Consider the following 15,710-nt stretch of genomic DNA (forward strand, 5'->3'; position numbering starts at 1 on the left):
TTCGCTTTCATTCGTTCCGGCTCCAGTGTTTCTGATCGTCAGCGGTAACTGGCGGCAGAGCGTCCGATCGAAGGCAATTATCATGGGTTCTCTCACGTACGACCGTGTCGTCGTGGAATTTGAAGACCGAATGCTGGCCCACCTGCAACTAGTGATCATTCAGAAGCTGCGTCGCGGCGAGAGCTTCCTGCTGTCCTGGCGTGATGCCGCCGTGGTCGGCGACGGTCGAAGCTCCGCCTGGCTGCACCCGGCCATTCCGCTGTACTTCAAGTTCGCTGGCGGCCACGCGCCGACCATCAACCCGAACTGGGTCGCCCAACTCACCCGCTCGGCGAACAGCTCTCAGGGTCTCGTCGTCACCGCCGAGGAGAGCGCCGCGGTTGACGCGAATCTGCCGCCCAAGGTAGAACCGGCTATCGGAATCCGGGCGGCAGCGCAGACCCGCGCGACCAAGGCGAGCGTCACCGAACGCTAGCCGGATCGCAGCCTGGCCGGATCGAGCTCTGGCTCGATCAGCGCGGAACGACCGTGAACCGCCGAAGCGCGAGTGCTGGGTTGATCGCGCGCACCGCGGTGACACGGGCCGGCGCCAGGAACGCGACCGCGACATCCGCTGCCTCGCCGAGGCTTGCCAGTGCAACCCCCATCGGATCGATGATCATGCTGGCACCGACACCGACTGGTGGCGTGTGATCGGCGGCGGCCACGAAGACGGTATTTTCCAGGGCCCGGGCGGTCAGCAGGGTGCGCCAATGCTGTTCCTTGAGCGGGCCGCGCACCCATTCGGCCGGTACGAGCACCAGGGTGGCTCCGGCATCGACGAGCCGACGGGTGACTTCGGGAAAGCGGATGTCATAGCAGGTCTGCAGCCCCACTCGCAGACCGCCGACGGCGAAGGTTTCGGGGTCGGTCACGGTGCCGGGTAGCACCCACTCCGATTCGCGGTCACCGAACGCATCGTAGAGGTGCAGCTTGCGATAGGTCGCCACGAGGTGACCGGCCGGATCGACGGCGACGATGGTGTTCGAGAAACGCGTCGGGTCCTCGCCTGTTTCGAGCATGCCGGCCACGATATGGATGCCGAGCTCGACGGCGAGTTCGGCGAGCGCCGTCACGAACTCTCCATCGAGCCCCTCGGCTGCGGCGACAAAGGACGGCCCGAGTTTCGGCTCGAAGAACGCCGAATACTCGGGAAAGACCACGAGCCGGGCTCCGCGCGCGACGGCTGTGGTGGCCAGCTGCCGCAGCACGGCACGATTGCGGGCACGGTCGGCTGTCGGGGCGAACTGGGCAATGGCCACGCCAACCGCGTCTGCGTGGTCCGGGTCAACGACTGGAGTCATGGCGAAAGCCTAGCTGGCCTCCCGATGCCGGTGCCGATCGGCGACCGGATTGGTGTTTGCAGGCAACTCGGGGCGTTTCGAAGGCTCCCGTTAACCAATGCTGGGTAGGTTGGCAAGGTGACCTCCGTTATCGCTCCGCACCTCGCCGCACCCGTCGTGATGGGGCGACGCCGGATGCGGGTCCTGACACCGGGGCTTTCAGCCGGGCTGGTCGGCCTCGTGGCCTTCCTGGTGTCGTTCGCGTGGTCCTGGCAGCCGTCGTACTGGGGCGACGAGGCGGCGAGCATCATGTCCGCCGAGCGATCGTTAACCTCACTGTCCGGCCTGCTCGACAACGTCGATGCCGTGCACGGCCTGTACTATCTGTTTCTGCACGGCTGGATCGACCTGTTCGGCGCCTCCGAACTCTCCACCCGACTGCCGAGCGCGGTCGCGATCGGGGCCGCCGCGACCGGGACGGTCGTTCTGGCACGGTTCTTCATGGGGACGCGGGTGGCCATCGGCGGCGGACTGATCTTCGCCCTGATTCCCCGGGTCACCTACATGGGCGCCGAGGCGCGATCCACCGCCATCGCAACGGCTATCGCGGTCTGGCTCACCGTGCTGCTGGTGCACTCGCTGCGCAGCAGCACCGCCTCGCGCCGGCGACAGGTCCTGCTGTGGCTGGGATATTCCCTCCTGCTCGCCCTCGGAATCTACGTCTTCCTGTTCCTGGCACTGCTGCTTCCGGTGCACGCGGTGGTGGTTGTGCTGGCGGCGCGCCGGCATCCGCTGTGGCGCAGCGTCGTCGCCTGGTTGGGGGCGAGCGCCCTCGGGCTGCTTCTGGCCGCCCCGATCCTTCTGGCCGGAACCTCGCAGCGTGAACAGATCGCGTTCATTGGCCGACGGCCGACGGTCACGGTCACCGAGGCGGCCGTGATGCAGTGGTTCGATACCATTCCGGTGGCGATCATGGCCTGGTCGCTCATCATCGTGGCCATTCTCGCGGTGTTCCTGCGCCAATCCGGCACGCATCGAACGGCTGGCCTGCCCGGTCGCGCCGGACTGACGATCTTTCTGGCCTGGATGGTCGTACCGAGCGCGATCCTGCTGATCGGCACCCAGCTGGTCACCCCGATGTACGCCCTGCGCTATCTCTCGCTGTGCGCCCCCGCCGTGGGCGTGGTGATCGCGGCAGGCGTGGCGGCGCTCGCCAACAATTGGCTGCGGGCGGCGAGCGTCGTGGCGCTTGTCGCCGTGATCGTGCCGGCCTACGCCGTGCAGCGGGGTGACTTCGGCAAGAACGAGGGAAGCGACTGGCGGCAGGTCGCCGATGTAATCGCGGCCAGGGCCATACCCGGCGACGGCGTGGTGTTCGACCAGAGCGTGCGGCCCTCGCGGGTGCCGCGGCTGGCCATGCACGTGTACCCCGACGCGTTTGTCGGCCTGCAGGACGTGACGCTGACCCGGTCCTATGCCGAGACGGGGTGGCTCTGGGACGACGTCGCACCGCTGACCGACGTGCTGCCGGCCGTCACGGACCTCGACCGGATCTGGCTGCTGCAATACTCAGGCAGTGGGGATTCGCGCCGTGGAACGGATGTCCAGACGCTCACGCTCCAGGGATTCCACGTCGCCGAGACGACACTGGTGAATCGCACCCGCATCATTGAAATGACGAGGTAACCCCATGCCCATTCCCGTGCCGACCACCCTGGTACTGGTTCCGACCTTCAACGAGGCCGAGAACATCACCTCGATCGTGGAACGACTGCGGTCGAGTGTGCCCGCGGTGCACATTCTGGTCGTCGACGATGCCTCCCCCGACGGCACCGGAGCGCTGGCCGACAGCATCGCGGCCCGGGATTCGAGCGTTCACGTGCTGCACCGCACCGAGAAGACCGGCCTCGGCGCGGCGTACCTCGACGGATTCGGCTGGGGGCTCGATCGGGGCTACACCCAACTGGTGCAGCTCGACGCCGACGGCTCCCACCTGCCAGAGCAACTCGCGAGCTTGCTGGCGGCTGCCGCCACGGCCGACGTGGTGATGGGGTCGCGCTGGGTGCCCGGTGGGGCCATCGAGAATTGGCCGTGGCATCGCCGCGCCCTCTCCCGCGGCGGATCCCTGTACTCCCGCCTGCTGCTCCGATTGCCGCAACGGGACGCCACCGGCGGTTACCGGGTCTACTCGGCTCGGGCCCTCGAGCGCATGGACCTCTCGAACGTGGACAGCCTCGGGTACTGCTTTCAGATTGAGATGCTGCTGCACGCCGTACGAGCCGACCTGCGCGTCGTCGAGGTGCCGATCACGTTCGTCGAGAGGGTTCGCGGGTCGTCCAAGATGAGTCCGCGGATCGCCGTCGAAGCGATGGCCCGGGTGACGCTGTGGGGGGTCACGGGCATGGGCATCAGCCGGGCCGGCGCCCGCGCTGCGGCCGCAGCCGCGCGCGAGGCGTAATCGGTTTTCGTCACAAACGGTGTTTGAGTCAATTTGACTATATGATGGGTCCAGCAGTTAAAGTCACCTCGACCTTTACGACTGGACCCCCGTGCTGGACCACCACCTGACCGAGCAGAGCCCGCTCGAACGCGGCAGCACTCAGGCGACCCTGGCCGTATCGACGGTGATCTTCGCCCTGCGACCCGACGACGAGTCGCGGCTCATGACCCTGTGGCTGCCGCTCGTACGCCGCACCCGCGACCCTTTTCTCGGCCTGTGGGCCTTGCCCGGCGGCTGGTTACCAGCCGACGAGGAACTCGCCTCAGCCGCAGCACGCACCCTGCGGGAAACGACCGACCTCTCCCCCCGCTACCTCGAGCAGCTGTACACCTTCGGCGATATCGACCGCTCCCCCGGTGTGCGGGTGGTCTCCGTGGTGTACTGGGCGCTGGTGCGGTCGGAGGTCGCGGAGCGGGCATCCGTTGGTGAGAATGTGCGCTGGTTCGCGGCCGATTCGCTGCCGCTGCTGGCTTTCGACCACAACCGTGTCGTGGAATACGCCCTCTGGCGGCTACGCACCAAGGTGGAATATGCCCGCATCGCGCACGCTTTTCTCGGCGACACGTTCACCCTCGCCCAGCTGCGCGAGGTACACGAGGCCGTGCTGCAGAAGGCACTCGACCCGGCCAACTTTCGCCGGTCGATGGAAGCGTCGGGCAGCGTGATCAGCACCAACCAGCACGTGGCCGGGGCCCGGCATCGGCCCGCCCGGCTCTACCGGTACGACGAACGGGCCGCCGAGCACGACCCGCCGGAACCCACGCTCTAATCTCCTCTTTTCCCTTTCACTCTCTAGGAGCACGACCATGATGATTCCCTCGGTCGAGACCACCATCCGTCTCATCGGTACCGGCAAAGCCGCCGGCAGCACGTGCAGCCCCGACCTGGCGACGCCGCCGTGGGAGTTCGACGCGGGCACTCCCGGCTACGGCCCTGGTTCGTCGATGGGCGACGTGATTCCGGCCGGATCGCCCCGCCAGGGCGCGCTGCCGGAGCGGTACCGCACCGCCTCGCCGGAAGAACTCAGCGCCCGCATCGTCGAAGCCAAGAACGTGCTCGGCGACTCGGTGGTCATTCTCGGCCACTTCTATCAGCGCGACGAGGTGCTGCGCCACGCCGATTTCGTCGGTGACTCCTTTCAGCTCGCCCAGGCTACCCAGAGCCGCCCCGACGCGGCCGCGATCGTGTTCTGCGGCGTGCACTTCATGGCCGAAACCGCCGACCTGCTCTCCGGGCCCGAGCAGGCCGTCATCCTGCCGAACCTCGCCGCCGGCTGCTCCATGGCCGACATGGCCGACATCGACTCGGTCACCGAATGCTGGGAACAGCTCGAAGCGCTCTACGGCACCGAAGCGGATGCCTCCGGCCGGGTTCCGGTGATTCCGGTCACCTACATGAATTCCTCCGCCGCGCTCAAGGGCTTCTGCGGTGAGCACGGCGGCATCGTCTGCACCTCGTCGAACGCGCAGACGGTGCTCGAGTGGGCCTTCGAACGCGGGCAGCGGGTGCTGTTCTTTCCCGACCAGCACCTCGGCCGCAATACCGCCAAGGCCATGGGCGTACCGCTCGATGCCATGCCGATGTGGAACCCGACCAAGCCGCTCGGCGGCAATACGGCCGCCGAGCTCGAAGCCGCCCGGGTCGTGCTCTGGCACGGCTTCTGCAGCGTGCACCGCCGCTTCACCGTGCCGCAGATCGACGCCGCCCGCGCCGAACACCCCGGCGTGCAGGTCATCGTTCACCCGGAATGCCCGATGGCGGTCGTCGACGCCGCCGACTCGGCCGGATCGACCGACTTCATCGCCAAGGCCATCGCGGCCGCCGCGGCCGGAACGACCTTCGCCATCGGCACCGAGATCAACCTCGTGAACCGGCTCGCCGCCGCGCACCCCGAGCATGAGATCTTCTGCCTCGACCCGGTGATCTGCCCGTGCTCGACCATGTACCGCATCCACGCCGGCTACCTGGCTTGGGTGCTCGAGGCCCTCGTCGGCGGCGGTGAAGCCCCTTCCCAGGTGCTCAACCAGATCACGGTGTCGGCCGATGTTGCCGGGCACGCCCGGGTGGCCCTCGAGCGGATGCTGGCGGCCCGGCCGCCGATCCTGGTCGGCGTCTGACATGGCATCGATCCTCGTCATCGGCAGCGGCCTCGGCGGTCTGCTCGCCGCGGTGCGCGCAGCGGACGCCGGCCACCGTGTCGTGCTCGTCACCAAGTCGGTGCTGCCAGAGAGCAACACTCGCTACGCGCAGGGCGGCATCGCCGCTGCCCTGTTCCGTGATGACTCCGTCGACGCGCACGTGCTCGACACCCTGCGTGCCGGCGCCGGCCTGTGCGACCCGGCCGCCGTTCGGGTGCTCTGTGAGGAGGGACCGGCGCGAGTGCGCGATCTCATCCGCTTCGGCGTGGACTTCGACCGCGACGAATCCGGAATGGCCCGCGGGCTTGAAGCCGCCCACTCCCGCTCGCGGGTCCTGCACGCCGGCGGCGACGCGACCGGGGCCGCGGTCGAAGCGGCGCTCGTGGCGACCGTGCGACGCCGGGCCGCCATCGATGTGCGGGAGCACACCATGCTCGTCGACCTGCTGGCCGACGAGGGCGTGGTGCGCGGTGCCCGGGTGCGGGGCCCGCACGGTGTGCAGCACGACATCGGCGCCGACGCCGTCATCCTCGCCACCGGCGGGGCCGGCGCCCTGTACACGCACACCACCAACCCCGCGGTCGCTACCGGAGACGGAGTGGCGGCGGCGTATCGCGCCGGGGCATCCGTTGTCGATCTGGAGTTCTACCAGTTTCACCCGACCGCCCTCGCTGTGCCAGGCACCCCGCTCGTGTCGGAGGCGGTGCGGGGCGAAGGCGCCGTGCTGCGGGGTTCCCTCGGTGAGCGCTTCATGCTCGCCGAGCACCCCGACGCCGAACTCGCGCCGCGCGACGTCGTCGCCCGCGCCATCGCCCGCCAGATGGAACGGCAGGACGGCGCCCCGGTGCTTCTCGACGCGACCGCGCTCGGGCGCGAGCTGCTCGAAACCCGGTTTCCCACCATCACCGCTGCCTGTCGCGCAGCCGGACTCGACTGGGCGGTCGACGCCATTCCGGTAGCGCCGGCCGCGCACTACTGGATGGGTGGCGTCGAAACGGATGACTGGGCCCGCACCACCCTGCCCGGTCTCTTCGCCGTCGGCGAAGTCGCCCGCACCGGAGCCCACGGCGCCAACCGGCTCGCCTCCAACTCCCTGCTCGAGGCGGCCGTGTTCGCCGACCGCGCGGTGCGAGCGCTCGGGACGCCGTGGCCGACAGGCGCTGGTCGAGCCGCTGACCGAGCCGCCATCGAACGGCCAGCCGATCTCGGCACGCTGGCGCCGGATCGAGCCTGTCGAGATTTCGACCGCTCCACGCTCCAACAGCTCCTCTGGGACTTCGCCGGCGTGCACCGCTCCGCCGCCGGCCTGAACCGTGCCGCCGCCACCCTCGCCGAGTGGACCGCGCCGCCGGCGACCAGCACCTCGGTCGCCGCCCTCGAAGATCGCAACCTGCTCGACCTCGCCCGGCTGCTCGTAGCAGCCGCCCTGGCCCGCGAGGAATCCCGCGGCGCACACCACCGCTCTGACTTCCCCGACACCCGGCCCGAACTGGCCCGCTCAGTCTCGCAAGCACGACGCGCACAATCACTCGAACTCGTTCCCCAGGAGGCCATCGCATGCTGACCAGCCACTCCATCACCGTCGTCGTGCAGGCCGCCCTAGATGAGGACGCCCCCTGGGGCGATCTCACCTCGGCCGTACTCATTCCCGAAGACGCCGTCGCGACGGCCAGTCTCGAAGCGCGCGAACCCGGCGTGTTCAGCGGCGGGGCCGTGTTCGCCGCAGCCTTCGCCCTGACCGACCCCCGCATCGAGGTGCACCAGTTCGTCGCCGACGGCGCCCCGTTCTCCCAGGGCGCCACGCTCGCCGAAGTGACCGGCCCGGCCCGCGGCATCCTGCAGGCGGAGCGCATCGGCCTCAACTTCGTGCAGCGGATGAGCGGAATCGCCACCCTGACCGCCCGGTACGTGGCCGAGACGGCTGGCACCCAGGCCCGCATCGTCGACACCCGCAAGACCACGCCCGGCCTGCGCGCTCTGGAGCGCCAGGCCGTGCGCGATGGCGGCGGCCAGAACCACCGGTTCAGCCTCTCCGACACCGTGATGGCCAAGGACAACCACCTCGCCGTGCTCGCCGCCGGACCGCACTGCCTCACCGAGGCGCTGCGCGCCGTGCGCGCACAGCTCTCGCACACCACCCACTTCGAGGTGGAGGTCGACCGCCTCGACCAGATCGAAGACGTACTCGCCGCCGGCATCGATACGATCATGCTCGACAATTTCAGCCCGGAGGATCTGCTGAAAGGCGTCACGCAGGTCGCCGGTCGCGCGATCGTCGAGGCGAGCGGCGGCGTGTCACTGGCGACGGTGCGTGAGATTGCGGCATCCGGTGTCGATGTCATCTCGGTCGGGGCGCTCACGCACAGCGTGCACTCGCTCGACCTCGGCCTCGATATCGCCATTCGGGTGAGCACGCCGGCTGGGTTCGCACTCTAGGCCCATGATCTATCTGGACAATGCCGCGACGACCCCGGTGCGTCGGGAGGCGCTCGAGGCCCTGTGGCCGCACCTGACCGGCAGTTTCGGCAACCCGTCGAGCCACCACCAGGTCGGCGAGGCGGCGGCTGCCGCGCTGCGGGAGGCGCGCACCAGCGTGGCCCGATCGCTCGGGTGTCGCCCCGGCGAGGTTGTGTTCACGAGCGGCGGCACCGAAAGCGACAACCTCGCAATCAAAGGGATAGCCCTTGGCGCACCGCGCGGCCGCCACCTGGTCACCACCAAGATCGAGCACGAAGCTGTGCTGGAATCCTGTGACTACCTGCGCCGGCTGCACGGTTTCGAGATCACGCTGCTGCCAGTGGATGCGGCCGGCCGCGTCGACCCCGCCGGCCTGGCCCGCGCACTCCGCCCCGACACGACCCTCGTCTCGGTGCACTACGCCAACAACGAGGTCGGCACCGTGCAGCCCCTCGCCGAGCTCGCCTCAGAGGCCCGCGCGGCCGGCGTGCCGTTCCACACCGATGCGGTGCAGGCCGGCGGCTGGCTCGACCTCGACGTCACGAGGCTCGGCGTCGACGCGCTGAGCCTGTCCGGCCACAAGCTCGGCGCTCCCCCCGGCATCGGAGCGGTCTTTCTGCGCGGTCGCCTCCCCATCGAACCGCTCCTGCACGGCGGCGGCCAGGAGCGCGGCAAACGCAGCGGCACCGAGAACGTTGCCGGGGCGGTCGCCCTGGCCGTGGCGCTGCGCCTTGCGGTCGAAGAACGCTGTGACGCCGCGAGCCGCACGAGCGCCCTCCGCGACGAGTTCATCGGGACCGTGCTGCGCCAGACCCCGTCCGCCCGGCTCACCGGTCATCCGAGCGAACGCCTGCCGGGTACCGCCTCGTTCGTGTTCCCGGGCACGAGCGGCGAGGCGGTGCTGCTCGAGCTCGAACAGCGCGGCATCGTCTGTTCGAGTGGGTCCGCCTGCGCGGCCGGAAGCAGCGAGCCCTCGCACGTGCTCACGGCGATGGGCATTTCGGCCGACGTCGCCCAGACCGCGGTGCGGTTCACGCTGGGCGCTGGTACGACGGCGGCGGAGGCGGCCGCGGCCGCGGCATCCGTTCAGGCCGCCGTTACCGCGGTTGCCAGTCTCGGTGCCTGAATTACTGACAACGAGAGCATGACCTGATATTGTCATGACAACTGGCCAAAGCTCTTGGCTTTGTCGGCGAAGGGGTCACATGAGCGTGCAGGACGAAAAGACCTTACCCATGGGAATGTTCATGGACCTGGAGCGATCCGGCCCGATTCCCCTGTATTTTCAGGTTTCCCAGCGCATCGAGAAGGCCATCCTCAGCGGCGAACTGCCCGCCGGGTCACGTCTGGAGAACGAGGTCGCCCTCGGCCAGCGGCTGGGCCTCAGCCGCCCCACCGTGCGCCGCGCCATCCAGGAAATCGTCGACAAGGGTCTGCTCGTGCGTCGTCGCGGCATCGGCACGCAGGTCGTGCACGGCCAGGTGACCCGCAAGGTCGAACTGACGAGCCTCTACGACGACCTCACGAACACGCACAAGGTGCCATCCACCCATCTGCTGACCCTGGAATCGCAGCCAGCGGATGCGAAAACCGCCGAGCGCCTCGGAGTCGACGAGGGAAGTCCCACGCTCCACCTGCGCCGGGTGCGCCTGGCCGATGACGTACCGGTAGCCGTCATGGAAAACTGGCTCCCCGAAGACTTCATTGGTATCGAACCCCATGATCTCGTCGAACACGGCCTGTATCAGGTACTGCGTTCGCGCGGTGTGACCATGCGCGTGGCCCGCCAGCACATCGGAGCCCGCAAGTCCACCAACGAAGAATCCGCCCTGCTGGAGATCGAGAAGAACTCGGCCCTGCTCACGATGGACCGCACCGCCTTCGACAACTCCGGTCGCGCGGTCGAGTTCGGCCAGCACTGCTACCGTCCAGACCTCTACTCCTTCGAAGTGACCCTGGTCGAGAAGTAGCAGGATCCAGCATGCGCATCGGAATCGTCGGCTACGGCACGGGCGGAAAACACTTTCACGCACCCTTCATTCAGGCAGCACACGGCATTGAACTCGTCGGCGTTGTCGCCCGATCGGCTGCCGCCCGCGCTGCGGTCGAAGCCGACCTGCCCGGCGTACCGATCTACTCCAGTCTCACGAGCCTGCTGGCAGCGGGAGTTGACGCCGTCACCATCACGACACCGCCGTCGACTCGCCACGAACTGGTCCTGGAAGCGATCGATGCTGGCGTCAGTATCGTCGCCGACAAACCCTTCGCGCCGAACGCGGTCGGCGGGCGCGAGCTGGCCGAGGCGGCCGCCCGCGCCGGCGTCATGCTCAACGTGTACCACAACCGCCGCCGCGACGCCGATATCCTCACCCTCGCATCCGTGCTCGCCTCGGGTCGACTGGGTCAGGTCTGGCGCGTGCACTCGTTGATGGACTTGGACGATCCGGCCACCATGGAGACCGGTCCGACCGGGGGCCTGCTTCGAGATGTTGGCAGCCACCTGATCGACCAGATGTTGTGGCTGCTGGGCCCCGCCACGCACGTCCACGCAACCCTGGACCTGACCGACCGATTCGGAGACGTCACCGACTGCGGCTTCATCGTGACGCTCACCCACTCATCCGGAGTGACGTCAACGGTCTCGTCCAGCAAGCTCAATCACGTATCGACGCGTGAGTTTCGCGCCTACGGGAGCGAGGGCAGCTACGTGTCATCGGGCACGGATGTGCAGGCACAGGCTCTCTTTGCCGGCCACCGTCCCGCGGATTTGCCCCACACGTGGGGATTCGATGCCCCCGAGTATTGGGGCACCCTCGCCACCGCGACCGCGACCCTCACGGTTCCGTCCGAGCAAGGCAACTACGCCGACTTCTACACAGAATTCGCGCGGGCTGCCCGAGGCGACGGTCCCGAACCCGTGCCAGCCAGTGAAGGCGTTCGCACGCTGGAAGTCCTGGATGCCGCGTTCCTCAGCGCCGAGCGAAACTGCATCATCACTCTCTGAGCGGATGCGCCTCGGCGGCGATGGCGATGTGGAGCGTGTCGACCGCGACCCGCAGCCCCTCGAGCCGGCCCAGGGACGCATCCTCGTGTTCGATGGCCAGGTCGGTCTCGGGAGCGACCCGGGCGAGCGTCGCGACGAATCGATTCCAAAATTCCTGGTCGTGGCCCAGTCCGACGGCCACGAAATCCCAGGCTGAGTCCTGCGGCCACTCGCACAGCGTGTACTTACCACCGAGAGACAGTGGATGCTCCGCCGCGGGTACCCGACGGAACCGGTCGTCGAGCACACCGTGGATCGCGACGGCTTCGTTGATTCGGATGTCTTTGGCGGCAGCGCAGTAGACGAGCTCACCGAGGTATTCCATGGCTTTGATCGGATCGATCTGTTGCCAGAACAAGTGTGATGGGTCCATTTCGGCCCCCACGTGGGTCGCATCGATGGCGTCGACGAGGCGCACCAGCGTGGAGGGATTGAAGACCACGTTCTGCGGGTGCATTTCGATGGCCACCCTGACGTCGTGCGCTGCGGCGAACTCGTTGACGCGGCGCCAATACGGAATCACGACTTCCTGCTACTGGTAGTCGAGCGTGTCCATGTCCACACTGTTCCACGGGTTCACAGCCCACGAAGGGTGCAGTCCCCCGGCGTGGGCAGCCGGCAGCCCCGACATCGTGATCACGCGTTTCACGCCGAGTCGATGTGCCACAGAGATTGAGGTGAAGACGTCCTGCCCCTGGACCAGGCCGACTTCGGGATCGGGATGGAGCGGGTTGCCGTTGGAGTTCAGGGCGGTGAGCGTGAGACCGCATTCGTCGAACAATTCCAGATAGTCGTCCCTGGCGCTCTCACTCGCCATGAGGGCGTCGATCGGCAGGTGCGGCGGCGGCAGGAATCCGCCGGAGTTGATCTCGGCACCGTTCTAGCCCAGTTCTACCAGGGCGTCGAGCGCCTCTGGCAGGTCGCGGTCGTGCAGGATTGCCGTGTAGACGCCGAGTTTCATCATCTTCTCCAGAAGTAGTTGTGCGAGCAGGAACAGGTACTGAGAACGCCCAATCGACTGTGGCCCCGGCGTTTCCGCCGGGGCCACAGTCAACAGGGCGTCAGTTAGAACGTTCCCTGACGGAATCGAGCCAGACCGACGGCACCTTCGACGACGGCGGCGGTCAGTTCTTCGACGCTCGTGTCTTCGCGGCGCGCATCCATGATCTTCTTGCCATGGTTCATCACGATGTGGCGGTCACAGACCTGGAATGCATGGTGCAGGTTGTGGGTGACCAGCACGGAGCTCACGCCCTCGCCCTTCAACTGGGTGAGGTAGCCGAGCAGAGCCTCGGTGGCACGCACGGCCAGCGCGGAGGTCGGCTCGTCCAGAATGAGCAGACTTCGCTTGAAGTGCACCGCCCTGGCGATGGCCACGGCCTGCGCCTGCCCGCCCGAGAGTGAACTCACGAGCTGTTTTGGGCTCTTGATTCCCTCAATGGTCACGACGCTGTCGAGAACGTCGGCAGCAACGGCATCCATCTCTTTCATCTTCATGAAGCCGAACCGGTTGGTCACCTCACGGCCCATGAAGATATTCCGGGTGATTGTCATCTGGGGTACGAGAGCGGAATCCTGGAAGATGGTCTCAACGCCCAACCGTTCAGTGACGTTTCGATTCATCTTGTCGATTTTCTGGCCGTCCCAGAAAAAGTCGCCGACGGTCGAATCCACCACACCGGACATGATCTTGACCAGGGTGGACTTTCCGGCACCGTTGTCGCCGAGAAGTCCGACGACCTCGCCCTTACCGATTTCAAACGACACGTCGTTGAGGACGGTGTTCGGGCCGTATTTCTTGGATACGCCTTCAATTCGAAGCAGTGCCTCGCTCATCGCGCTTTCCCTTCCATGAGCTTGTTGAAGATGGCCGCGATAACGATGGTGACGCCGACGAACAGAGTGATGTAGAAGCCGGGCGCCTTCGCTAGCAGCAGACCGTTGCGAATGAGCTCGATCAACGCAGCGCCGACGATGATTCCGATGACGCTGCCGCGACCGCCCGTCAGGGAGGTGCCACCGACGACAGCGGCGGCGATCGCAAAGAGCGTGAAGTCTTCGGTCGCTGTACCACCGGGCTGGATGGAGGAGGTACGCACCGCTATCAAAATGGCCGCGAACCCGACCAGCCCGCCGAAGATGGCGAAGGACATGAGCTTGACTTGCTTGGACTTGATGGAGATGGCCTCGGCCGCGGCCGGGTTACCGCCGACGGCGAAGATGTGGTTGCCGAGTTTGTGCCGGTGCATGAAGAACCAAGCCAGAACACCGATGATGAGCAGCCACACCAGCTGGGACCGGAACGAACCAAAGTTGTGCGCAAACAGGTACTCCATGGTGCCCTCGCGCGATGTGGTCAGCGCGGCGGGTGACGTGCCGTTGATGAAAATACCGGCGCCCATCCAGAAGAAGCTCATGCCCAGGGTGGCGATGAAGGACGGGATCTTCGTGTAAACGACAATGATTCCGTTGACAAGCGCTACGGCGACACCGGTGCCGATGCCGGCGGCGATGCCAAGCCACAAACCGGCAGCTTCCGAGGTCTTGATGAACACGATGGCGCTGAGGGTGATATTCGCACCGAGGGAGAGATCGAACTCCCCGGCAATCATCAGGATGCCGGCGGCGAGACCCAGGATGGCCAGCACCGGCACACTCTGCGAGATCACGCCCGACAGGTTGTTGGGGTTGAGGAAGGCGAAGCCGGTGGGAGAGATCAGGCTCGCGATGACGTAGCCGGCGAGGAGCACGACCAGAACGATGCTGATCTCGAGTGCGCCGCGACCGCGAATGAACTGCAGGTTGTAGTTCATCCGGCCGAAGAACGAGGCGGGCTCACCGGCCGGTTTGCGCCTGACCGAGATCGCTTCGGTCGGAAGCGGCACTTCGAGGATGGGGCCTCTACGGCCGGGGATTTTGTCTGACATGGCTTCTTTCCTTTGAGCACATGAGATGAAGGTGCCGGGGAGTTTCTGAGGTGTGGAGTGCGCCGGGGCCGATCGACGAGGAGACGATCAGCCCCGGCCACTGTCGTGAAAACAACCGACTGCAGCTACTGGCTAGCGGCCAGCCGTGCCGAGCCGATTACCAGCGGATGCCCTGGAGATCCTCTGCCTCGATGTTTTCGACGGTCTCGTCCGTGATCAGACCGAGACCACCGGAGTTGATGTTCGCCGGCGAGAAGCCGAAGTCCAGCGAGAGGACACCCTGCATGGTGGACTGGAAGCCCTGGACGTAGCCCTGTTGGTCTGCGGTGGCGAGGATGACGCCGTCCTTCAGTCCCTGGACGATCTGGGGAGCCGTGTCAAAACCGATGATCGTCACATCGCTGAGGCCAGCGGCCTCGAGAGCAGCGGGCAGGTTGCGGTGCGGGGTGCCGCCGACGGGAATTACAGCCTTGACGTCGGGGTTAGCGACGAGCCACGAAGTCAGTGCGTCGAGCGCGCCGGCATCGTCGCCGCCCACTCGGAGCCACTGGTCTTGCGGAAGAACGCCGATACCGGCCTCGTCGAGAACGTCGAAGGCGCCGCCGCCACGCTGGAGCGCGTAGGGCTGGTCGGGCTCTTCGGCCGTGATGAGCACCTTGTCGCCGGGCGCAACCTTGTCAGAGTCGAGGAGGGCCTGGCCGACGATGCCTCCGACTTCATAGAAGTCCTGGCCTACGAATCCGGAAACGCACTCGCCGGCAGTTTCGGGGGCAGGAACGTTGTACGAGACCACGGTGATGCCGGCATCGTGGGCCTGGCAGGCCACGTCGACCCAGGCTTCGCCTTCGTTGAACGGCATGAAGATCACGGCGGGGTCGGTGGCGATGGCGGTCTGGACCAGGGTCACCATGGTTGCGGGGTCCGCGTCAGCGGTCTGGTGGGTGAGGTTGAGGTTGCCCAGCTTCGCAGCATCCTCTGCGCCGGCGAGAATCTGGGCCCAGAAGGCGTCCGATGCCGGGTTGTAGTAGGTGATGAAGTACGCGTCGCGGTTCTCGGCGCGGGCGCCGAAGCCCGACTCCAGACCGGAAGCGCTGGAGGAGGCCGAGGTCGTTTCGGTTCCGGTGCAGGCGGCCAGGCCGAGCATGGCCGTGCTCGCGACAGCCACGGCGACGAGGCCGCGTTTGGTGGAGAGAGTGAGTTTCACGTCGTTGTGTCCCTTTCAAAAGAACGGAGTGTGAGTTGTGCTGTCCTGCCGGGGGGTGAAGAGCAGCTGCACTGCAAAAAACTGGCGATTTCGGCGGGGACCGGATGGCGACAGATTCT

Annotated in this window: 17 protein-coding genes; 10 read left to right on the forward strand and 7 right to left on the reverse strand. The window is 66.7% G+C overall.

Annotated features, from left to right (window positions below):
- Positions 1-82 precede the first annotated feature (82 nt).
- Positions 83-475 (forward strand): DUF7882 family protein, encoded by a 393-nt coding sequence (locus E3O06_RS12320; RefSeq protein ID WP_241980137.1) that lies wholly within the window; start codon positions 83-85, stop codon positions 473-475.
- A 37-nt stretch (positions 476-512) separates the two neighbouring features.
- Here the strand turns inward: E3O06_RS12320 and E3O06_RS12325 are convergent, their stop codons facing one another.
- Positions 513-1,343 carry a carbon-nitrogen hydrolase family protein gene (locus E3O06_RS12325; RefSeq protein WP_134503681.1) on the reverse strand — a complete coding sequence of 277 codons (831 nt, stop codon included), beginning with the start codon at positions 1,341-1,343 and terminating at the stop codon, positions 513-515.
- Between the two features lie 117 nt (positions 1,344-1,460).
- Between E3O06_RS12325 and E3O06_RS12330 the strand changes: the two genes are divergently transcribed.
- The 9 genes from E3O06_RS12330 to E3O06_RS12370 all read left to right on the forward strand — a co-directional run bounded on the left by E3O06_RS12330 (position 1,461) and on the right by E3O06_RS12370 (position 11,421).
- On the forward strand, positions 1,461-3,008 hold the full coding sequence (locus tag E3O06_RS12330; protein ID WP_134503682.1) for a glycosyltransferase family 39 protein: 1,548 nt from the start codon (positions 1,461-1,463) through the stop codon (positions 3,006-3,008).
- Positions 3,009-3,012: 4 nt separating this feature from the next.
- The gene (locus E3O06_RS12335) at positions 3,013-3,780 is read left to right on the forward strand and encodes a polyprenol monophosphomannose synthase (protein ID WP_134503683.1); all 768 of its coding nucleotides are present in this window, start codon (positions 3,013-3,015) and stop codon (positions 3,778-3,780) included.
- A gap of 91 nt (positions 3,781-3,871) precedes the next feature.
- Positions 3,872-4,591 (forward strand): NUDIX hydrolase, encoded by a 720-nt coding sequence (locus tag E3O06_RS12340; protein WP_241980139.1) that lies wholly within the window; start codon positions 3,872-3,874, stop codon positions 4,589-4,591.
- A 40-nt stretch (positions 4,592-4,631) separates the two neighbouring features.
- Positions 4,632-5,939 carry a quinolinate synthase NadA gene (gene nadA, locus E3O06_RS12345; RefSeq protein ID WP_420898885.1) on the forward strand — a complete coding sequence of 436 codons (1,308 nt, stop codon included), beginning with the start codon at positions 4,632-4,634 and terminating at the stop codon, positions 5,937-5,939.
- Position 5,940: 1 nt separating this feature from the next.
- Complete coding sequence (nadB, locus tag E3O06_RS12350) at positions 5,941-7,524, forward strand: L-aspartate oxidase (protein WP_134503685.1); 1,584 nt, start codon at positions 5,941-5,943, stop codon at positions 7,522-7,524.
- Positions 7,518-8,396, forward strand: a complete 879-nt coding sequence (gene nadC / locus E3O06_RS12355; protein ID WP_134503686.1) for a carboxylating nicotinate-nucleotide diphosphorylase — start codon at positions 7,518-7,520, stop codon at positions 8,394-8,396. The genes nadB and nadC overlap by 7 nt, the downstream gene beginning before the upstream one ends.
- Positions 8,397-8,400: 4 nt before the next feature.
- Positions 8,401-9,543, forward strand: a complete 1,143-nt coding sequence (locus E3O06_RS12360) for a cysteine desulfurase family protein (RefSeq protein ID WP_134503687.1) — start codon at positions 8,401-8,403, stop codon at positions 9,541-9,543.
- A gap of 79 nt (positions 9,544-9,622) precedes the next feature.
- On the forward strand, positions 9,623-10,387 hold the full coding sequence (locus tag E3O06_RS12365) for a GntR family transcriptional regulator (RefSeq protein WP_134503688.1): 765 nt from the start codon (positions 9,623-9,625) through the stop codon (positions 10,385-10,387).
- An 11-nt stretch (positions 10,388-10,398) separates the two neighbouring features.
- Entirely contained in the window at positions 10,399-11,421 is a 1,023-nt protein-coding gene (locus tag E3O06_RS12370) for a Gfo/Idh/MocA family oxidoreductase (RefSeq protein WP_134503689.1), read from the forward strand.
- Here E3O06_RS12370 and E3O06_RS18295 read toward each other — a convergent pair.
- The 6 genes from E3O06_RS18295 to E3O06_RS12390 all read right to left on the reverse strand — a co-directional run bounded on the left by E3O06_RS18295 (position 11,411) and on the right by E3O06_RS12390 (position 15,591).
- Positions 11,411-11,983 (reverse strand): sugar phosphate isomerase/epimerase family protein, encoded by a 573-nt coding sequence (locus E3O06_RS18295; protein ID WP_338144859.1) that lies wholly within the window; start codon positions 11,981-11,983, stop codon positions 11,411-11,413. The genes E3O06_RS12370 and E3O06_RS18295 overlap by 11 nt on opposite strands.
- A gap of 9 nt (positions 11,984-11,992) precedes the next feature.
- Positions 11,993-12,277 carry a hypothetical protein gene (locus E3O06_RS18300; protein ID WP_338144860.1) on the reverse strand — a complete coding sequence of 95 codons (285 nt, stop codon included), beginning with the start codon at positions 12,275-12,277 and terminating at the stop codon, positions 11,993-11,995.
- Between the two features lie 63 nt (positions 12,278-12,340).
- Complete coding sequence (locus E3O06_RS18305) at positions 12,341-12,514, reverse strand: hypothetical protein (protein WP_338144861.1); 174 nt, start codon at positions 12,512-12,514, stop codon at positions 12,341-12,343.
- Positions 12,515-12,525: 11 nt separating this feature from the next.
- On the reverse strand, positions 12,526-13,296 hold the full coding sequence (locus E3O06_RS12380; protein ID WP_134503690.1) for an ATP-binding cassette domain-containing protein: 771 nt from the start codon (positions 13,294-13,296) through the stop codon (positions 12,526-12,528).
- Entirely contained in the window at positions 13,293-14,387 is a 1,095-nt protein-coding gene (locus tag E3O06_RS12385) for an ABC transporter permease (RefSeq protein ID WP_134503691.1), read from the reverse strand. Before E3O06_RS12385 ends, E3O06_RS12380 begins: the two co-directional genes overlap by 4 nt.
- 157 nt (positions 14,388-14,544) lie before the next feature.
- Positions 14,545-15,591: a substrate-binding domain-containing protein gene (locus E3O06_RS12390; protein ID WP_134503692.1), complete on the reverse strand. Its 1,047-nt coding sequence runs from the start codon at positions 15,589-15,591 to the stop codon at positions 14,545-14,547.
- Positions 15,592-15,710: the final 119 nt, after the last annotated feature.

Origin of the sequence: Cryobacterium glaciale (assembly GCF_004402535.1) — a bacterium.
Classification (GTDB): Bacteria; Actinomycetota; Actinomycetes; order Actinomycetales; family Microbacteriaceae; genus Cryobacterium; species Cryobacterium glaciale.